The following is a 19,253-nucleotide window of genomic DNA, read 5'->3' as shown; positions in this document are numbered from 1 at the left end:
GGTAAGGCGCAGCCGCCACCCGGCTTGGTTTACTTGTTTTTAGCGGCAAGCGTCGCAAACCACGGCGCGATAAAATCTTCCGTCTGGCCCCAGCCTGGAATGATTTTCCCCAGAGACGCCACGTTCACCGCGCCCGGCTGGGCGATCAGCAGCGCCTGCGGAATAGCCGCCGCCTTGAAATCGTAGGTGGCAGGCGTCGCTTCTCCGGCAATCTTATTGGCGATCAGGCGTACGTTGGTCGCGCCAATCAGCTTCGGATCTACCGCCACGCTCACCTTCCACGGGCTACCCGGCTCGCGCATCAGCTGGAGATCCTGGTTGGAGATGTCGATGCTGTAGAGCTTGATCTCGGTGCGGCCATTCTCTTTCAGCGCCTTATACGCGCCCTGACTGAAGGCATCCCAGGTCCCCCAGATGGCGTCGATTTTACCTTTCGGGTATTTCGCGAGGATCGCCCCCACCTTGTTGGCGGTGTCGCCCTGCACGTCAGAGGAGACCGCGCCGATGGACTCCAGCTCTTTAATCTCCGGATACTGCTTTTGCAGTTCTTTATACGCCGCCTGACGGCGCTCCATTGGCGGGAAGCCCGCGACCCACAGCTTGACGATATTGGCCCTGCCGTTGAAATCTTTCGCCAGTTGACCAAAAGAGAGGTTGGTCAGGGAGGCATCGTCCTGCTGGGTAACGGTTACGCCCGGGATCTCGCCGTTCACGGCGGTATCAAACACCGAAACTTTGATCCCGGCATCCACCGCCTTCTTCACCAGCGCGGTGGAGTACGGATCGCGCCCCTGAGAGAGAATAATCCCGTCGTATTTCTGGCTGATGGCCTGGTTAACGAAGTCCTGGAATCTGGCGTCGTCCCCGTTACTTAAAAACGTGCTGACCTTAAAGCCGAGCTTTTTCCCTTCCTGAATCGCCCCGGCAACAAACTGCGTGGTGTTGTCGTCCGAGCCCAGGTTGCGGATCACCGCGATGCGAATGGGGCCGTCATGGTTCGCAATGGCGGCCGGAACCGGCGCGGGGGTAGCCGCCAGGCCCGACAGAGCAGTGAGTAACCCAAGAGCCACTAAAGAGAGTGCAATCTTTTTCATTTATTATCCCGTTGTGTTGTCAGCGTTTTTGTATGTAAGTAATCGCCAGCGCCACCGCGAGCACCAGCCCTTTTATAATGTCCATGGCGTAATACGGCACGGAGAGCATCACCAGCCCGTTGGAGAGCACGCCGAGGATCACCGCCCCCACCAGCGTGCCCAGCGCGTTCGGCTTGCCGGACCCGGCCAGCGAGAAGCCAATCCATGCCGCCGCCACCGCATCCATCAGGTAGCCGCCGCCCGCATTCACCTGCGACGACCCAATGCGCGAGGCCAGCAGAATGCCGCCCAGCCCCGCCAGCAGCGAGGCAATCACGTAGGCCGCCACCTTGTAGCGCGTGGTGCGAATGCCGGAAAGTCGCGCGGCTTCCGGGTTGCCGCCAATGGCGTACATCCGGCGTCCGTGGGTGGTCAGCGACAGGCCAAGCTGCGCCAGAATCGTCACCACCAGCATGACGATCACAATGGTCGGCACCTGTCCCAGCAGGCTGAACGCCGCCGGAATGGTCCCTTCCGCCATGTCGCCGCTCGGCAGCACCATGTTCTCGGTAATCGACCCGCCGTAGCTGTAGGTCATCGCCACGCCCTGGATGACAAACAGGCTGGCAAGGGTCGCGAGCATGTCCGGAATGCGCAGGATGACGATCAGAAAGGCGTTAAACAGGCCGACCAGCGTGCAGAGCGCTAGGGTCAGCAGAATCGACTCGGTGGTGCCGAAGCCGTGCCAGACGAAAAGCGAAATCACCAGCGCGTTCGCCAGCGACGCGGTTGACCCCACCGAGAGATCGAACCCGCCGACGGTCAGCGAAATCGAGACGCCGATGGCAATCACCGTCACGATGGCAATCGAGCGCAGAATGTTGATGATGTTGTTCGGATCGAGGAAGCTGTCCGACGCCAGGCCAAACACCGCCACCAGCGCGACGACGGTCAACAGCATGCCCCACCTGTAGAGAAAATCGAAAACCTGCTGACGGCCAGACGCCGCCGCGTTCACTGAAAGGGCCTTGCTCACGACGCCGTTCCTCCGGTTGAATAATAAAGTAGTGTCTCTTCCCGGGCCTCGGCTCCGGCGATTTCCGCCACGATGCGCCCGTCCCACAGTACGCAGATGCGGTCGCACAGCCCGACCAGTTCGGCAAACTCGCCCGAGGCGTAAATCACCCCTTTGCCCTCGCGCGCCAGGCCGTCGATCAGCTGAAACAGATCGGTTTTGGCCTTCACGTCCACGCCTTTGGTCGGCTCGTCGAATATCAGCACGCTGGCGTCATTGCGCAGCCATTTGCCGATGGCGACCTTCTGCTGGTTACCGCCGGAAAGCCGACGCAGCACCTGCCCCGGCCCGCGCGTGCGCACACCGACGCGGGCAATCACCTCTTCTGCCCAGCGCCACGCCTGACGATGACCAAACAGGCTCCAGCGCGAGAAGCTGTTATCGGCGCACACGGCAAGGTTCATGCTCACCGGCTCGTCGATAAAAATGCCCTCTTTGCGCCGCTCCTCCGGCACCAGCGCCAGACCGCGCAGTACCGAGTCTGCCGGATCGCGCGGTTTCCAGGCCTGATGGTTCAGCTCGCCGCGCGCGACGCGGCTTTTGCTGGCGCCAAACAGCGCCTTGCAGAGTTCCGTTTTCCCCGCCCCCGCCAGCCCGGCAATGCCAAGGATTTCACCTTTGCGCAGGTGCAGGGAGATATCTTTCAGCAGCGCATCGTCGTGCAGCCCTTCCACCCGCAGCAGCGTCTCCTCACCGTGCAGCGGGCGCGGGGGCGGATAGATATCGCTCAGCTCGTGGCCGAGCATCTTCTCAACAATCGCTTCGCCGCTCAGATCCGCCATCGGGCCGGACTCAATCAGCCTGCCGTCGCGCAGCACCGTCAGGGTGTCGCAGATGGCCTTCAGCTCGTGAATGCGGTGAGAGATAAACACCACGCCGATACCCTGCTGTTGCAGACGTCTTACTACCGCAAACAGACGCTCACTCTCGTGCGCGTCCAGCGGCGCGGTGGGCTCATCAAGGATGAGAAAACGGCAGTGGTGCGACAGCGCCCGCGCCAGCAAAATCTGCTGTTTTTCAGCCAGCGTGCAACTGTCGATGGAGCGGCGTACGTCGAGCGAAACATCCAGCTGCGCCAGCGCCTGCCGCGCCTGCTGACGAACCGCGCGCCAGCTGTAGCGGTGCCCCGGATGCGCCAACTGGTCGAGCATGATGTTTTCGGCAATGCTTAACCCGGGGATGAGCGCCACATCCACCTCCTGCTGCACCAGGTGGATACCCAGCCGTTTGGCGTCCAGCGGCTCGCGGATACTTACCGGCTGGTTGTTAATGCAAATTTCGCCTTCATAACGATCGTGCGTCCCGCACAGCACCGCCATCAGCGTCGATTTCCCCGCGCCGTTGGCGCCGGTCAGCGCATGCACCGACCCGCCGTTCAGGGTGAAATCCACGCGCGACAGGGCCTGAAAGCCGGAAAAGGCCAGGCTGATACCGCGCATCTCAAGGCGACTGGAAACCATCCGCGTAAATCCTTCATTACTCTTCTGATTTAGCGAATTTTTCACAGCTCTTGTTGACTGACAACGACGTAAAAGGCATAAGTTAAAGCAAAATATTATTAGCCATCCGGATGTCCAGACATAACATCGGGTTAGCGCTTGCTAAAAAAGGACAACTTCATGAGCAACACCGATATCCGCGTCGTGCCCGGCCCGGCGAACTACTTCTCTCATCCGGGAAGCCTTGCCCACCTGGATGATTTCTTTACTCCGGAACAGCTTTCCCGCGCGGTGTGGATCTACGGCGAGCGGGCAATCGAGGGCGCACGCCCTTATCTGCCGCAGAGTTTTAACGCGACGGGGGCAAAACATCTGCTGTTTAAGGGCCATTGCAGCGAGCGTGACGTCACCCATCTGGTGAACGAGTCGGGTAGTGAAACCAGCGTGGTGATTGGCGTGGGCGGCGGTGCGGTAATGGATACCGTCAAGGCCGTGGCGCGTCGTCTGGGCGTGCCGTTCGTAGGCATTCCCACTATCGCCGCCACCTGCGCGGCGTGGACCCCGCTCTCCGTCTGGTACAACGATGCCGGTCAGGCGCTACAGTTTGAGATTTTTGACGACGCCAACTTTCTGGTGCTGGTGGAGCCGCAGATCATCCTTAACGCCCCGGCGGAATATCTGCTGGCGGGCATCGGCGATACGCTGGCGAAGTGGTACGAAGCGGCGGTGCTCGCCCCTCAACCTGAGAGTCTGCCGCTGACCGTGCGTCTTGGCCTGAACGGTGCGCTGGCGATCCGTGACGTGCTGCTGGCACGCAGCGAAGAAGCGCTTGCGGATCAGCAGCGCGGCGAACAGACGCAGGCGTTCCGGGACGTGGTGGATGCGATTATTGCCGGAGGCGGAATGGTCGGCGGTCTGGGTGAGCGCTATACCCGCGTGGCGGCGGCGCACGCGGTGCACAACGGCTTAACCGTGCTGCCGCATACGGAAAAATACCTGCACGGCACCAAGGTGGCCTACGGCATTCTGGTGCAGAGCGCCCTGCTCGGTCAGGACGACGTGCTGGCGCAGCTGGTGGCGGCGTACCAGCGCTTCAATCTGCCGACCACGCTTCGCGAGCTGGACGTCGATATTCACAACCGCGACGAGCTGGATAAGGTCATTGCCCACACCCTGCGCCCGGTGGAGTCGATTCACTATCTGCCGGTGACGTTAACGCCTGAGGTGCTGCGCGCCGCGTTTGAGAAGGTGGAATCCTTCAGCCGTTAATCGCGCCGACGGACTATACCTAATGATGATTCTCTCCACTCTCGTAACGAGGTCATCATGCAGATCGATTTAACAGGTAAAAAGGCGCTGGTTACTGGCGCCAGTCGTGGGCTGGGTCGGGCGATTGCGCTGTCGCTGGCGCGCGCCGGTGCCGATGTGGTTATCACCTACGAAAAATCCGTCGATAAAGCCCAGCAGGTTGTCGATGAGATCAACGCGCTGGGGCGACACGGCGAGGCGATTCAGGCCGACAGCGCCAGCGCGCAGGCGATTCAGGATGCGGTCACGCAGGCGGCGCGCTCCCTCGGCGGGCTGGATATTCTGGTCAATAACGCCGGGATTGCGCGCGGCGGCCCGCTGGAGTCCATGACCCTGGCGGACATCGACGCTCTGATGAACGTCAACATCCGCGGCGTGGTGATCTCCATTCAGGAAGCGCTGGTGCACATGTCTGACGGCGGTCGCATCATCAACATCGGTAGCTGTCTGGCGAACCGCGTGGCACAGCCGGGGATCGCCGTCTACTCGATGACCAAGTCTGCCCTTAATTCCCTCACCCGAGGTCTGGCCCGCGATTTAGGCCCGCGCGGCATTACCGTCAACCTGGTGCACCCCGGCCCGACCAACAGCGATATGAACCCGGAAGACGGCGAACAGGCTGACTCTCAGCGTCAGCTTATTGCCCTGGGCCATTACGGCCAGCCGGAGGATATCGCAGCGGCGGTCACCTTCCTCGCCAGCCCGGCTGCGGGGCAAATTTCCGGCACCGGTCTGGATGTCGACGGCGGTTTGAACGCCTGATCGCAAATTTACTGTATGCCTCTGTCGCCCGGCAGAGGCCTGTTCGAGCCGCCTCGACGATTCGCGGTTTGCCGCTTTCACCCGTTTTTTCTCCGCTCTACAGTAGCCCATAAGAAATTCGGAATTTATCTAATAGTCTTATTATTTCCTTATATTTTGTGTGGGCGTACAGTGGAGGTACGGATGAAGATTGTCTGGTCAAAGAATGCAAAGAAAGAGTTTTCCAAAATCGATGGCCGATATCAGCGAAGAATCAAAGCAAAACTTGCTGAGCTGGACGATCGCTCAGCTCCCCGGCCCGATATCAAAAAAATATCGGCAACAGAAAATCATTTCCGGCTACGCGTTGGCGATTACCGCATTCTGATTACACTTCGGGACGATCCCGATAACCATTGTTATGTTTTGGCCGTCAAGCGCAGAACATCAACGACCTACCTTCACGAGGAGAAAGCCCCCTATGGCTGTTCAGCTAATTAAGGACGATGACGGAAAAGCGCAGTACGTCGTTATTCCCTATGATGAATACTTTCGTATGTGCTTACAGATGGCAGAAATTGACGACGAAACCGATGATGATCTAGAGGATATTGAAGTCGAACACGATTGTTATGATGACGTAGGATTACCTGGTGAAGTATGCGACATCATGCATAGCGAGAACGTCAGCCTACAGGCCGCCTGGCGCATTTTACGCGGCATGTCCCAGCAGGAGGTGGCGGAGAAGCTTGACATCAGCCAGTCCGCCGTATCACAGCTTGAGGCGCTGGACTCCCGACCGCAAAAGCGCACCCGCGAAAAGCTGGCGGCAATTTACGGCTGTAAACAGGAGCAGATCAGCCTCTATTTACCAAAAGAGGGTTAACAGCACTTCGCCCCGCCCTTGCCGCCGTAGCGGGCATCCTGGCGGTCGCGGAAAAATTCTTCGTAGGTCATGGGCGTCTGGTCCGGGTGGTTGACGCGCATATGCTCGACGTAGTTGTCGTAATCCGGCACGCCAATCATCATTTTAGCGGCCTGGCCCAGGTATTTACCTGCTTTGGAAAGGGTGTCGAACATAGTTCTGATCTCACAGGAAATGTAGGCCGGGTAAGGCGAAGCCGCCACCCGGCACACGGGTTAATGCGCCCCTTTCGCCTGGGTGACAATCTCGTCCAGGTTCTCAGGCATTGGCTCATACGGCGTCTCTTTCGCCGTCGGTTTGTCGACTTTCAACGCCGCCAGCGCGGTTTTCAGAGAATACAACGCCAGCACCACAACCACCACCATAAAGAAGATGGTCAGCCCGGCGTCCAGACGGTTGTTAAACACCAGCTGCGACAGCTGAGATTCGGTGTATTGTGCCGGGATCTTGCCGCTGTCGATCATCGCCTGGAACTTGTTGGCGATCGCCAGGAAGCCCACCTTGTTGTCCGGGCTGAAGGCTTTCTGCCAGCCTGCGGTCAGGGTACAGATCAGCAGCCACGCCGTTGGCACCAGCGCCACCCATGCGTAACGCTGGCGCTTCATCTTGAACAGGACTACGGCACAGAGCATCAGCGCCATGCCCGCCAGCATCTGGTTGGCGATACCGAACAGCGGCCACAGGGTGTTAATCCCGCCCAACGGATCGACCACGCCCTGATGCAGGAAGTAGCCCCACGCCAGCACGCACAGCGCCGTCGCCAGCAGGTTAGCCGGGAGTGAATCGGTACGTTTCAGATTCGGGGAGATCACCCCCAGCAGATCCTGCAACATAAAGCGCGCCGCACGCGTACCGGCATCCACCGCCGTCAGAATAAACAGCGCCTCGAACAGAATGGCGAAGTGATACCAGAACGAGACATCCATCAGCCCGCCCAGCGCGCCGTGCAGGATGTAGGCCATGCCCACCGCCAGCGTTGGCGCTCCGCCCGCACGGGAGATAATCGACTGCTCGCCGACCTCGTTGGCGATATGCGTCAACGTTTCCGGGGTAATCGCAAAGCCCCAGCCGCTGACCACCTGCGCGGCAGAGGCCACCACGTCAACGGTGCCCGCTGGGGCCAGTACCGCCATTGGGCTGTTCATCGCAAAGTAAACGCCCGGGTCAATAATACAGGCCGAAACCAGCGCCATAATCGCCACGAAGGATTCCATCAGCATGCCTCCATAGCCAATCAGGCAGGCCTGATTTTCATTCGCCAGCATCTTAGGCGTGGTGCCAGAAGCTATCAGCGCGTGGAAGCCCGACACCGCCCCACAGGCGATGGTGATAAACAGGAACGGGAACAGGTTGCCGGTCCAGACCGGGCCGGTGCCGTCAATAAATTTGGTCAGCGCAGGCATGGTCAGGGTCGGGCGCATAATCAGAATGCCGATCGCCAGCCCGACGATGGTGCCGATTTTCAGGAAGGTAGAGAGGTAATCGCGCGGAGCCAGCAGCAGCCATACCGGCAGCACCGCCGCCACGAAACCGTAGCCCACCAGCATCCAGGTCAGCTGCACGCCGGTAAAGTCGAAGAACGGCGCCCAGGTCGGGCTTTCCGCCACCCAGCCGCCGGAGATAATGGCAAACACCAGGAACACCAGGCCAATAACTGAAACTTCACCAATACGTCCCGGACGCAGGTAGCGAATGTAGATCCCCATAAACAGCGCCAGCGGAATGGTGAAGGCGACGGTATAGGTTCCCCACGGGCTGTGGGTCAGCGCTTTCACCACGATCATCGCCAGCACCGCGAGGATGATCACCATGATCATAAAGGTCGCCACCAGCGCAATCACCCCGGCGGTTGCCCCCATCTCCTCTTTCACCAGCTCACCCAGCGAACGACCGTCGCGGCGGGTGGAGACGAACAGCACCATAAAGTCCTGCACCGCGCCCGCCAGCACCACCCCCGCGAGGATCCAGATCATCCCCGGCAGGTAGCCCATCTGCGCGGCCAGTACCGGCCCCACCAGCGGGCCTGCCCCGGCAATCGCCGCGAAATGGTGACCGAACAGCACTTTTTTGTCGGTCGGCACGTAGTCCAGACCGTCATTGTGACGCACGGCAGGCGTCATGCGCGTGCCGTCTACGCCCAGCACCGTCTTCGCGATATAGCGGCCATAAAAACGGTATGCGATCAGATAAATGCAGACGGAGGCGACGACGATCCACAGCGCGTTGATCTGCTCCCCCCGGTTGAGGGCGATATAGCCCAGGGCAAAGGCTCCCACCACGGAGAGCACCGCCCACGTAAGGTATTTCCCTGAGTTGTTCATAGTTGTTGTCCGTTGTTGTGAAACAGTGAGATGTTACATTTTGTTTCTAGAACAACGGATAAAATTTAACAACTTTGAAACGCAATAATGCGTGGTCAAACCAGAGATTTACACCACAGTGTTAAGCCGATCACTTTCAGCTGAATGACTTACCCCAACACCATCGTACTCAACCGACAGGTACAGCACCGCCGCCCCTGCTCGTCGAACACCACGATCTCCCAGCTCTGGCTGGAACGGCCCAGATGCAGCGGCTGACACACGCCGCGTACCTTACCGTGAGAGACCGCGCGGTGATGCGTGGCATTCAGTTCCGTACCCACCACGTTCTGCCCGTCACGGGTCATCAGAAACCCGGCCATCGAGCCCAGCGTTTCCGCCAGCGCCGCTGAGGCGCCGCCATGCAGCAGGCCAAACGGCTGGTGCGTGCGGGCATCCACCGGCATCTCCGCTTCAAGCGTATCGTCCCCGAGGCGGGTATAGACGATGCCAAGGTGCTCCACCATTGTGTTCTGGCTGGTGGCGTTCAGCTCCTCGAGCGTTAAATGGCGTTTCCAGATCATTACGCCCCCAGCGTGGAGCCGCCGTCCACCACGATATCCTGCAAGGTGATATGGCTGGCGGCATCGGATGCCAGGAACAGCACGGTCGCAGCAATCTCCTGTGGACGGGCAATTTTACCGAGCGGAATGCCGAGCTTGAACTGCTCACCAAAGCCGCGAATGCGCCGCTGTTCCGCATCATCGCTGGTCCACAGGGTGCGCTGCATGTCGGTATCCGTTGAACCCGGCGACACCAGGTTACAGCGTACGCCGCTGCCCGCCAGTTCCAGCCCGACGGTCAGCGCCAGGCTTTTCAGCGCCGCTTTCGACGCGCCGTAGGCGCTCATGCCGATGCGCGGCGTGTGCGCCGCGTCAGAGGCCACGGTCACAATCGCCCCACCCTGCTGACGACGGAACTGGCCCATCGTCTGCTGGAACAGGTTGAACGCGCCGCCGACGTTGACCGCAAAGGTCTGCTGCCAGTCCTCCTGCGAGAGCTGATCCGTCGCGCCCATACGCAGAATGCCCGCCGCGTTAACCAGCACGTCGAGCCGCTCAAGGCTGCTGAGCAAACGCCCGCAGACGTCACTCGCCTGCGCCGCATCCGCCACGTCCAGCGTTTCGGTGGCAAACGGATATTCGCCGTGAGGGAAAGCCAGATCGAACCCGGTCACCTGCGCCCCAGCCTCCGCAAATGCCAGCGCGGTCGCATAACCAATGCCCTTCCCCGCGCCCGTCACCCAGACCGTTTTACCGGTGAAATCAAAACCCATCACTTCACCTCGCGGGAGAGCAGCGCCCACCAGGCATCGAGGGTCGGATTTTTTGCCAGCATCACGAAATCAATGTCGCCGTGCACTTTGCGCCAGCGGGCGGCCAGCGCCATCATCCGCACTGAATCCAGACCGTAGTCGATCAGGTTTTCGTCATCCATCGGCTCGTCGGACTCGTCCAGCAGCGGCAGGATCAGCTCACGCAGCGCGGCTTTCGTTGCCGGAACGGACGGCAGCAGCTCGTCGGTCATCACCACGCGGCCCGAACGTCCGGCCACGTATTTCAGCGACATCAGGTGCTCGTCGCGGGTGAAATCCGCCAGCGCGTCGGCGATAAAGAACGGTTTGATGTCGCGCATAAAGGCGTCGGTGGCGGTGGTCATGCAGCCGATGTGGGCGTACACGCCGGTGATCAAAAGCTGGTTGCGCCCGGTCTCTTTCAGCATCTGCTCCAGCGGCGAGCGGTGGAACGCGCTGTAGCGCCACTTCACCAGCACGGTGTCCGCTTCGTCCGGGGTTAGCTCAGCGACGATGCGCTGCTGCTCCGGTGAGCGAGTCAGACCCGGCCCCCACATATCGTTCAGCAGGGCGCGGTCTTCATCGCTCTGATCTTTCGGCTGCGCGGTGTAGTAGACAGGAATATTGTGCTCTTTGCAGTACGCGCGCAGTTTAGCGATGTTCGCCACTACCTGCTGCATCATGTCGCTGTTTTCGCCCCAGAAGTTCAGGAAGTACTCCTGCATATCGTGGATCAACAGCGCGGCGCGCTCCGGCTCAAACGCCCAGTTCACTTTACTGGTCGGCAGTTCGGCGGCGGTTGGCAACGCGTATGCGGTTAATTTTGGAATGGCCATTCTCTGTTCCTCAGCCCCGGGCGCGTTCAGCAAGCCACAGGCGCAACTGTTTCTTATCAACTTTGCCGACCGGCGTGAGCGGAAGCGCATCCACGCTCTCCACGCGGTCCGGCAGCTTAAATTCGGCGACGCCCTGCTCGCGCAGGAAGCGGCGCACCTCCACCGCGCGCAGGGGCTGTTTCACCACCAGGTACGCGCAGCTTTTTTCGCCCAGCAGGCTGTCCTCCATGCTCACCAGCGCGGCGTGGATCACCGCGTCGTGGCGCAGCAGCAGGTTTTCGATCTCTTCGGCGGCGATCTTCTCGCCGCCGCGGTTGATCTGATCTTTCTCGCGCCCCTGCACGGTGATGTAACCCTGCTCATCGATGGCGATCAGATCGCCCGAGCAGTAGAAACCGTTGGCATCGAAGGCGCTGGCGTTGTGTTCCGGGCTGTTGAAATAGCCGCGGAAGGTGTAAGGGCCGCGCGTCATCAGACGCCCGACTTCCCCGCGCGGCAGCGGGTTGCCGTCCTCGTCCGCCACCCACACTTCATCGTCCGGGCACATCGGGCGGCCCTGGGTATTGATGATGCGCTCCGGGGCATCGTCGAGGGCGGTGTAGTTCACCAGCCCTTCCGCCATGCCAAACACCTGCTGAAGCTGGCAGCCAATTTCCGCCGGAATGCGCGCCGCCAGCGTGGCGGAGAGGCGTGCGCCGCCCACCTGGAGCAGCTCGAGGGATTTCAGCTGGCCGTTCCCCGCGCCGTCGGCAATCGCCTGCAACCACAGGCTGACCGCGGGCGGCACCAGTGAGGTGACGTTTATCTGATGCTGCTCAATCAGCGGGAAGCAGAGCGTGGCGCTCGGATCGTTCGCCAGCACCACGCAGCCGCCCGCCGTGAAAACGCCTAACGATCCCGGCGAGCTCATGGCGTAGTTGTGCGCCGCGGGAAGCGCGTTCAGATAGCGGGTGTGCGCAGTGATACCGCAGATCTCGTTGCTGCGACGGATGCTGTAGTCGTAGTCGTTGTGCGTACGCGGGATCAGCTTCGGCGTGCCGGTGCTGCCGCCGGAGAGCTGGAAGAACGCCACTTCGTCGGCGGGCGTCGGGTTCGGGATGAAATTGTCCGCCGGGCGCGCAATCGCCGCCTCCAGCGCGTGTTCGCCCTTGTCACCGCCCAGCAGCACGACGCGTAACGAGCGATGCGTATCAACAAAGGTATTGAGAAAATCATCACCCGCGAACAGCGCGTGGTCGCGATCGGCAATCAGCACGGCGGGTTTGATCTGCTCCGCGTAGGCGTTGAGTTCGCTGCGCTGATGGCTAAAGAGCGCGTTGACCGGTGCGACGCCGATTTGCAGCAGCGCGAAGAAGGTGATGTAGAACTCGGCCACGTTGCCGAGCTGCACCAGCGCTGTCTCGCCGCGATGCAGCCCCTGCGCCTGAAGGACAGACGCCAGATTCGTCACCGCCTGATTAAACGCGCGGTAGGTGATGCGGCGATCGCCGTCAATTATCGCGACCGCATCGTTGTCCGCATGGTCCGTCAGGATGTGGGTCAGCGGCAGATCCTGCCAGTAGCCTTTTTCACGGTAGCGGCGGGCAAAATCCTCAGGCCAGCGGGTAAAAGGGATGGTCATGAGTATTCCTTAGTGCAAACCAAACACGTTGAGCATGGTGGAGAGCTTCACGCCCGTCTCGCGCCACTCGCCCACCGGGGAGGAAGCAGGCACAATGCCCGCGCCGGCAAACAGGCAAACGGTATTTTGATGCAGCCGCGCGCAGCGGATAGTTACCACCCACTCGCCGTTACCTTCGCTGTCGCACCAGCCGACGATGCCGCCGAACAGCTCACGATCGAACGGCTCCAGCTCGGCAATCAGCTCTTTTGCCGCCTGATGCGGGAAGCCGCTCAGCGCTGGCGTCGGGTGCAGCAGGCAGGCCAGCGTCAGGGCGTTCTCGTTTTCACGCGCGTCACCTTCTACCGGCGTCGCCAGATGCCACAGCGTCGGGGTGGTGATGAGCTGCGGGGAAGCCGGCATGGTCAGATGATGGCTGCGCGGTTCCAGAATGGTTTTCATCGCCTGCGTTACCAGGTCGTGCTCGTGACGGTCTTTTTCGGAGGCCAGCAGCTTAGTGCCCGCTTCGCGATCCAGCACATCGTCCGGCTGACGGCGCGCAGAGCCCGCCAGCGGCAGCGAGCTAAAGTGCGCGCCCTCTTTACGCAGCAGCAGTTCCGGGCTGGCGCCCAGCAGCACGCCGCCGTCTTCCAGCGGTACGTGGAAGTTAAAGCTCGCCGGGTTCTGGGCGATAAGACGCTCCATCAGCGCGCTGCTATCAATCTGTTTGTCGGTGGCGATATCAATCAGGCGCGACAGTACCACCTTATTCACCTGCGGCGTGGCGGTGAGCGACGCGGCGCGAGCGACCATCTCCTCGAAAACCGGCTGCGGCGGGATCTCGGTGCGTTGTTGCACGTTCAGCGTCTGCGCGCCGGAGGCGTAGCGTGCGGACTGCTGACGCGCCGGGCGGGAGAAGGTTTGCCAGCGTTGCGGAATAAACAGCGATGACGGTTTGCGGGTATCGAAGGGGATCGCCCCTACCATCACCGGATGGGCAATGCCGCTGTTTTTCGCATTCTGGAAAGCCTGAGCTAATTTCTGCTGAAAGGGGCCCGCCGGATCGTCACCGCCGACGGCGGGTTCAGAAAAACGGGCAAAACAGCCTGACGTGGTAAAACTGCGATAGGGCGACATAAAGAAAAAGCTGTCTGATTGCAGCGTGGTCGCGGTGTGCTGAAGGTCCTCAGCCAATGACGTATCCATATCATCCTCCTAAAATGATAAAAGCAGTAATAATGATTATCATTTATATTTTCGTCGGCTAACCTAATCCCACATCGCCCTGGTGTCAACCGCAGAGCAAACAACTTGTGCGACTAACGCTTGCATCCCTTCCCCGCAATCATGAAAATGAGAAGCATTAACTTCAACAAAAACAGGATGCCGCTCTGTGAAACTCCCTGCCGTTTGCCGTAATGCCTTTCTTTTAACAGGACTTTTTGTTTTAGGACTAACCTCAGCGACGGCCGCCGACTGGCCGCGTCAGGTCACAGACAGCCGCGGCGTACATACGCTTGAGAGCAAACCGACGCGCATTGTCTCCACCAGCGTGACCCTAACCGGCTCCCTGCTGGCCATTGACGCCCCGGTTATTGCCAGCGGAGCCACCACGCCAAACAACCGCGTGGCGGATGCACAGGGCTTTTTACGTCAGTGGGGCGATATCGCGAAACAGCGTAAGGTTGCCCGGCTGTACATCGGCGAGCCGAGCGCCGAAGCCGTCGCGGCCCAGATGCCGGACCTGATTTTGATCAGCGCCACCGGCGGGGATTCCGCGCTGGCACTCTACGATCAGCTTTCCGCCATCGCCCCGACGCTTATCATTAACTACGACGACAAAAGCTGGCAGGAACTGCTGACCCAGCTGGGGACGATCACCGGGCAGGAAACACAGGCCGCAGAGCGCATCGCTGCCTTCGATAAACAGCTCGCCCAGGTGAAGCAGCAGATGAAGCTGCCGCCGCAGCCGGTGAACGCCATCGTCTACACCGCCGCGGCGCACACGGCGAACCTGTGGACGACAGACTCGGCTCAGGGCAAGCTGCTGCACCAGCTGGGCTTCACGCTGGCAGCGTTACCTGATGGATTGCACACCTCGAAAAGCCAGGGCAAGCGTCACGACATTATTCAACTGGGCGGGGAAAACCTGGCGACGGGGCTGAACGGCGAAGGGCTGTTCGTGTTTGCCGGCGACCAGAAAGACGTGGACGCGATTTACGCCAATCCGCTGCTGGCGCATCTGCCGTCGGTCAAGAACAAGCGCGTCTGGGCGCTGGGAACGGAGACGTTCCGCCTGGATTATTACAGCGCGTTGTTGGTGTTGCAGCGTTTGAATTCAATTTTTAAATAAGTGGCACGTTTCCCGTAGGCCCGGTAAGCACAGCGCCACCGGGCGTTTTGTCGGGTGGCGGCTACGCCTTACCCGACCTACAGGTTCTGCCTGAACCGACGCAACTCCACCAAAACCGCCAATAAAATTACGCCAACCACGGCTAACACAAACCCGCTGCTGCTCGCCGACGCCACCGGGGTCATTATCGCCCCCAGCCCGCCGAGGATCGCTGCGCCAATCGCATCGCCCGTGACGTTCTGCGCCGTCCACAGGCCGTTAATGCGCCCGAGCATCCCTTCCGGCGTCTGGGTCTGGATCAGGGTGTACTGTAAAAGAGAGCTGACCGCGCTCAGCCAGCCAAAAATCACCAGACACATCACCCCCAGCGCCCACACCGGCATCAGGCTGAAGAAACCAATCGCGATAAACGAGGCCAGCGTCGCCACCAGCATGATTAACCCCGGTCTCGCGCTCTGCGCCAGGTTTCCGCTGGTCAGCGCCCCGCACGCGGCGCCGAGCGGAATGGCGGCGTACAGCACGCCAATCTCTGAGGCGCTCATCTGCCACTCGCCCGCCAGCGCCGGGTACAGCACGCGCACGGCGCTCGCCATCGTCAGCAGGCCGCCGAGCAGCGCAATGCCGCCAATCAGCGGGTTGCTGAACAGGAAACGAATCGCGGCCATCAGGGACTTCAGCGGATGCTCGCGCGGCTGCGGCGGCGGTGGCAGGAGCGGCAGACGCAGCAGCGTCAGGGTGGTGATAAAGGTTCCTGCCGCGGCAAGGCCGTAGTTCCACGCCACGTTGCCGGTCGCCAGTAGCAGGCCGCCGACCATCGGCGAAATCACCGAACCGAGGCGCACGGTGAGCATGGTGATCGCCCCCGCCTGCATCAGGTTCTCGCGCCCGACCAGCGCGGGCGTGGCCGCCAGCAGCGCCGTCACGCCTAACGAGGCAAAAAAGCCGTCCCACAGGCCCAGGGCATAAATCGCCATCAGCGACGGCTCCGGCAGCATTGCGTTCAGACACAGCCCGACAAAGCCCACCCCGCAGGTGCCGCGCGCCAGCAGGATCAGTTTTTTACGCTCGTAGCGGTCCGCCAGCACGCCGCCCACCATCAGGCCGATAAACATCGCCCCGCCGGTTAAGGTGACGGATAACCCCACCAGCCAGCTGGAGTGGGTCATGGTCTGGATCTGTACCGGCACGGCGACCCCGAGCAGGCCGAGGGATAAAATGGAGATAAAGCGGGCGATAAAAACCGCTCGAAACGCCGGGTGCGTTTTCAGCAGGCTGAGGTTGAGCAGCCAGGATTTTTGATTCATGACAAGGCCTTGAGGTATCGGTCTACCATTTCCATGGGCGCACATGCTAACATAGCCAAATAAGATAGATAACGATAATTACTATCATTATCACATCATGGACGTTGCTATGTCGTTTTCCTCTTCCGCGGTGCGCGCCGTAGCCGTGCCCGTTTTATTGCTGCTGTTGATCCTTGCGATTGCACTCAGTTTGCTGGTTGGCGCGAAGCCGCTGCCCGCGTCCGTTATTGTCGATGCGCTCTCCGGTACCTGCCAGAGCGCCGACTGCATTATCGTGCTCGACGCCCGCCTGCCCCGCACCCTTGCCGGCCTGCTGGCCGGTGGCGCACTCGGGCTTGCCGGTGCCCTGATGCAAACCCTCACCCGCAACCCGCTGGCGGACCCTGGCATTCTCGGCGTGAACTCTGGTGCCAGTTTCGCCATTGTGCTCGGCGCGGCGCTGTTTGGTTTCACCTCTCCGTCTGAACAGCTGGTGATGGCCTTCTGCGGCGCGCTGGCCGCCTCGCTGGTGGTGGCCTTTACCGGCAGCCAGGGCGGCGGACAGCTCAGCCCGGTACGTCTGACACTGGCGGGCGTGGCGCTCGCGGCGGTGCTGGAAGGCTTATCGAACGGCATCGCCCTGCTCAACCCGGACGTGTATGACCAGCTGCGCTTCTGGCAGGCCGGTTCGCTGGATATCCGTACCCTTGATACCCTGAAAGTGGTGGCATTCCCGGTGTTTATCTCTGCCGCCGTAGCGCTGTGTTTAAGCCGGGCGCTCAACAGCCTGAGCCTCGGCAGCGACACCGCGACCGCCCTCGGCAACCGCGTGGCGCGCACGCAGCTGACGGGCCTGCTTGTCATCACCGTGCTGTGCGGCAGCGCGACCGCCGCCGTCGGGCCGATTGCCTTTATCGGCCTGATGATGCCGCACATGGCGCGCTGGCTGGTGGGGGCGGATCACCGCTGGTCACTGCCGGTCACGCTGCTGGCGACCCCTGCCCTGCTGCTGTTTGCCGACGTACTGGGCCGCCTGCTGGTGCCGGGTGAATTGCGCGTCTCGGTGGTCAGCGCCTTTATCGGCGCGCCGGTGCTGATCTTCCTGGTACGACGCAGACGCGGGGGTGGCGCATGATGGCCCCGTCCCGTCGATTACTCACCAGCGTCGCCCTGCTGGTCGTCGCCAGTCTGCTGCTGGCGGTCTGGAGCCTGCAAAGCGGTGCCGTAACGCTTGATTTCGCGCAGGTCTTTCACGCTCTCACCGGCAGCGCGCCACGTAACATCACCATGGTGGTCACCGAATGGCGACTGCCGCGTGTGGCGATGGCGATCCTGGTTGGCGCGGCGCTTGGCGTCAGCGGCGCGATATTCCAGTCGCTGATGCGTAACCCCCTCGGCAGCCCGGACGTGATGGGCCTGAATACCGGCGCGTGGAGCGGCGTGCTGGTGGCGATGGTGCTGTTCGGGCAGCATCTCATGGCCATTACCTTTACGGCGATGGCGGGCGGCATTCTCACCTCCCTGCTTATCTGGGCCCTGGCCTGGCGCAACGGCATCGACACCTTCCGCCTGATCATCATCGGGATCGGCATCCGCGCGATGCTGATGGCGTTTAACACCTGGCTTCTGCTACAGGCGTCGCTGGAAACCGCACTCTCCGCCGGGCTGTGGTACGCCGGTTCCCTCAACGGTCTGACGTGGGGAAAAACCTGGCCCGCCGCGCCGCTGATTATCCTGATGTTTATTGGCGCGTTGCTGCTGGTCAGGCGCATGCGGCTGCTGGAGATGGGCGACGACAGCGCCTGCGCGCTGGGCGTGAGCGTAGAGCGCTCGCGCCTGATGCTGATGCTGGTAGCGGTCTTGCTGACCGCAGCGTCTACCGCCATCGCCGGGCCGATCTCGTTTATTGCCCTTGTCGCGCCGCATATCGCGCGGCGACTTAGCGGCACCGCGCGCTGGGGATTAACCCAGGCAGCGCTGTGCGGCGCAGTATTACTACTGGCCGCCGATCTCTGCGCTCAGCGGCTGTTTACGCCTTATCAACTGCCGGTGGGCGTGGTGACCGTCAGCCTCGGCGGGATTTACCTCATCGTCTTGCTCGTTCAGGAGTCACGCAAGAAATGACAGATTCAACACCCCGCTTGCGCGGCGAAAACTTGACCCTCGGCTACGGTAAAAAAATCATTGCCCGGGACTTATCCGTTGCCATTCCGGACGGCCACTTCACCGCCATTATCGGGCCAAACGGCTGCGGCAAATCGACATTGCTGCGCACGCTGAGCCGCCTGATGTCGCCGGTTGAGGGCAGCGTGTTCCTCGACGGGGAGCAGATCCAGCGTTTCGCCAGCAAAGAGGTGGCACGCCGTATTGGGCTGCTGGCGCAAAACGCCACCACGCCGGGGGATATTACCGTGCAGGAGCTGGTCTCCCGCGGGCGCTACCCGCACCAGCCGCTGTTTACCCGCTGGCGCAAGGAGGACGACGAGGCCGTGAAGCGCGCGATGCAGGCGACGGGCATCACCGATCTGGCCCAGCAAAGCGTCGATACCCTCTCCGGCGGACAGCGCCAGCGCGCGTGGATCGCGATGGTGCTGGCGCAGGAGACCTCCATCATGCTGCTGGACGAGCCGACGACCTGGCTGGATATCAGCCATCAGATTGACCTGCTGGAGCTGCTGAGCGAACTGAACCGCACGCAGGGCTACACCCTGGCAGCGGTGCTGCACGATTTAAACCAGGCGTGCCGCTACGCTACGCATTTGATTGCGCTGCGCGACGGCGAGATTGTGGCGCAGGGCGCGCCGAAAGAGATTGTGACGCCGGATCTGATCGCGCGGATCTACGGCATGCGCTGCATGATTATTGACGATCCGGTGGCGGGTACGCCGTTGGTGGTGCCGTTGGGCAAGCGTGCGGTCTGATGCCTTCACCCCGGCCCTCTCCCACAGGGAGAGGGAGCAAACCAT

At 61.2% G+C, this 19,253-nt stretch carries 19 protein-coding genes; 8 read left to right on the top strand and 11 right to left on the bottom strand.

What is annotated here, in order from left to right; translation table 11 throughout:
- Positions 1 to 29: 29 nt before the first annotated feature.
- From O1721_RS10060 to O1721_RS10050, 3 genes are read right to left on the bottom strand one after another with little or no spacing between them, the layout of a single operon-like run.
- On the bottom strand, positions 30 to 1,094 hold the full coding sequence (locus tag O1721_RS10060; RefSeq protein WP_045324899.1) for a sugar ABC transporter substrate-binding protein: 1,065 nt from the start codon (positions 1,092 to 1,094) through the stop codon (positions 30 to 32).
- Between the two features lie 19 nt (positions 1,095 to 1,113).
- A complete protein-coding gene (locus O1721_RS10055) occupies positions 1,114 to 2,109 on the bottom strand; it encodes an ABC transporter permease (protein ID WP_032647655.1) in 996 nt (331 codons plus the stop codon).
- Positions 2,106 to 3,608 carry a sugar ABC transporter ATP-binding protein gene (locus O1721_RS10050; RefSeq protein WP_032647653.1) on the bottom strand — a complete coding sequence of 501 codons (1,503 nt, stop codon included), beginning with the start codon at positions 3,606 to 3,608 and terminating at the stop codon, positions 2,106 to 2,108. The genes O1721_RS10055 and O1721_RS10050 overlap by 4 nt, the downstream gene beginning before the upstream one ends.
- A gap of 159 nt (positions 3,609 to 3,767) precedes the next feature.
- Between O1721_RS10050 and O1721_RS10045 the strand changes: the two genes are divergently transcribed.
- From O1721_RS10045 to O1721_RS10030, 4 genes are all read left to right on the top strand, one after another.
- Entirely contained in the window at positions 3,768 to 4,856 is a 1,089-nt protein-coding gene (locus O1721_RS10045; RefSeq protein WP_032647652.1) for an oxidoreductase, read from the top strand.
- A 57-nt stretch (positions 4,857 to 4,913) separates the two neighbouring features.
- A complete protein-coding gene (locus tag O1721_RS10040; RefSeq protein ID WP_032647650.1) occupies positions 4,914 to 5,657 on the top strand; it encodes an SDR family NAD(P)-dependent oxidoreductase in 744 nt (247 codons plus the stop codon).
- 183 nt (positions 5,658 to 5,840) lie between these two features.
- Positions 5,841 to 6,137 (top strand): type II toxin-antitoxin system RelE family toxin, encoded by a 297-nt coding sequence (locus O1721_RS10035; protein WP_023303272.1) that lies wholly within the window; start codon positions 5,841 to 5,843, stop codon positions 6,135 to 6,137.
- Positions 6,118 to 6,522: a helix-turn-helix domain-containing protein gene (locus O1721_RS10030; protein WP_023303271.1), complete on the top strand. Its 405-nt coding sequence runs from the start codon at positions 6,118 to 6,120 to the stop codon at positions 6,520 to 6,522. Before O1721_RS10035 ends, O1721_RS10030 begins: the two co-directional genes overlap by 20 nt.
- On the opposite strand, the gene O1721_RS10025 is transcribed toward O1721_RS10030, so the two are convergent.
- The 7 genes from O1721_RS10025 to entC all read right to left on the bottom strand — a co-directional run bounded on the left by O1721_RS10025 (position 6,519) and on the right by entC (position 13,857).
- Complete coding sequence (locus O1721_RS10025) at positions 6,519 to 6,716, bottom strand: YbdD/YjiX family protein (protein WP_006809671.1); 198 nt, start codon at positions 6,714 to 6,716, stop codon at positions 6,519 to 6,521. The genes O1721_RS10030 and O1721_RS10025 overlap by 4 nt on opposite strands.
- 60 nt (positions 6,717 to 6,776) lie before the next feature.
- Complete coding sequence (gene cstA, locus O1721_RS10020) at positions 6,777 to 8,882, bottom strand: pyruvate/proton symporter CstA (RefSeq protein ID WP_015571172.1); 2,106 nt, start codon at positions 8,880 to 8,882, stop codon at positions 6,777 to 6,779.
- Positions 8,883 to 9,031: 149 nt separating this feature from the next.
- Complete coding sequence (gene entH / locus O1721_RS10015) at positions 9,032 to 9,445, bottom strand: proofreading thioesterase EntH (RefSeq protein ID WP_032647647.1); 414 nt, start codon at positions 9,443 to 9,445, stop codon at positions 9,032 to 9,034.
- A complete protein-coding gene (gene entA / locus O1721_RS10010) occupies positions 9,445 to 10,197 on the bottom strand; it encodes a 2,3-dihydro-2,3-dihydroxybenzoate dehydrogenase EntA (protein ID WP_072258124.1) in 753 nt (250 codons plus the stop codon). The genes entH and entA overlap by 1 nt, the downstream gene beginning before the upstream one ends.
- Complete coding sequence (locus O1721_RS10005) at positions 10,197 to 11,051, bottom strand: isochorismatase (protein ID WP_017382510.1); 855 nt, start codon at positions 11,049 to 11,051, stop codon at positions 10,197 to 10,199. The genes entA and O1721_RS10005 overlap by 1 nt, the downstream gene beginning before the upstream one ends.
- Before the next feature lie 10 nt (positions 11,052 to 11,061).
- Positions 11,062 to 12,672, bottom strand: a complete 1,611-nt coding sequence (gene entE, locus O1721_RS10000) for a (2,3-dihydroxybenzoyl)adenylate synthase EntE (RefSeq protein ID WP_032647643.1) — start codon at positions 12,670 to 12,672, stop codon at positions 11,062 to 11,064.
- Positions 12,673 to 12,681: 9 nt separating this feature from the next.
- Complete coding sequence (entC, locus tag O1721_RS09995) at positions 12,682 to 13,857, bottom strand: isochorismate synthase EntC (protein WP_032647640.1); 1,176 nt, start codon at positions 13,855 to 13,857, stop codon at positions 12,682 to 12,684.
- Positions 13,858 to 14,044: 187 nt separating this feature from the next.
- Between entC and fepB the strand changes: the two genes are divergently transcribed.
- Positions 14,045 to 15,004: a Fe2+-enterobactin ABC transporter substrate-binding protein gene (gene fepB / locus O1721_RS09990; RefSeq protein ID WP_017382513.1), complete on the top strand. Its 960-nt coding sequence runs from the start codon at positions 14,045 to 14,047 to the stop codon at positions 15,002 to 15,004.
- A 77-nt stretch (positions 15,005 to 15,081) separates the two neighbouring features.
- Here the strand turns inward: fepB and entS are convergent, their stop codons facing one another.
- Positions 15,082 to 16,308: an enterobactin transporter EntS gene (gene entS, locus O1721_RS09985; protein WP_017382514.1), complete on the bottom strand. Its 1,227-nt coding sequence runs from the start codon at positions 16,306 to 16,308 to the stop codon at positions 15,082 to 15,084.
- A 109-nt stretch (positions 16,309 to 16,417) separates the two neighbouring features.
- Between entS and fepD the strand changes: the two genes are divergently transcribed.
- Genes fepD through fepC form a run of 3 tightly spaced genes read left to right on the top strand, consistent with a single transcriptional unit; the run spans position 16,418 to position 19,208 of the window.
- Complete coding sequence (gene fepD / locus O1721_RS09980) at positions 16,418 to 17,422, top strand: Fe(3+)-siderophore ABC transporter permease (protein ID WP_032647639.1); 1,005 nt, start codon at positions 16,418 to 16,420, stop codon at positions 17,420 to 17,422.
- Positions 17,422 to 18,411 carry an iron-enterobactin ABC transporter permease gene (gene fepG, locus O1721_RS09975; RefSeq protein WP_026094382.1) on the top strand — a complete coding sequence of 330 codons (990 nt, stop codon included), beginning with the start codon at positions 17,422 to 17,424 and terminating at the stop codon, positions 18,409 to 18,411. Before fepD ends, fepG begins: the two co-directional genes overlap by 1 nt.
- A complete protein-coding gene (fepC, locus tag O1721_RS09970) occupies positions 18,408 to 19,208 on the top strand; it encodes an iron-enterobactin ABC transporter ATP-binding protein (RefSeq protein WP_032647637.1) in 801 nt (266 codons plus the stop codon). Before fepG ends, fepC begins: the two co-directional genes overlap by 4 nt.
- Positions 19,209 to 19,253 lie beyond the last annotated feature (45 nt).

This window comes from Enterobacter cloacae complex sp. HYC033_NIDB (assembly GCF_056673335.1).
The sequence above is the reverse complement of the archived record's forward strand: the minus strand, read 5'-3'. Positions and strand labels throughout refer to the sequence as shown.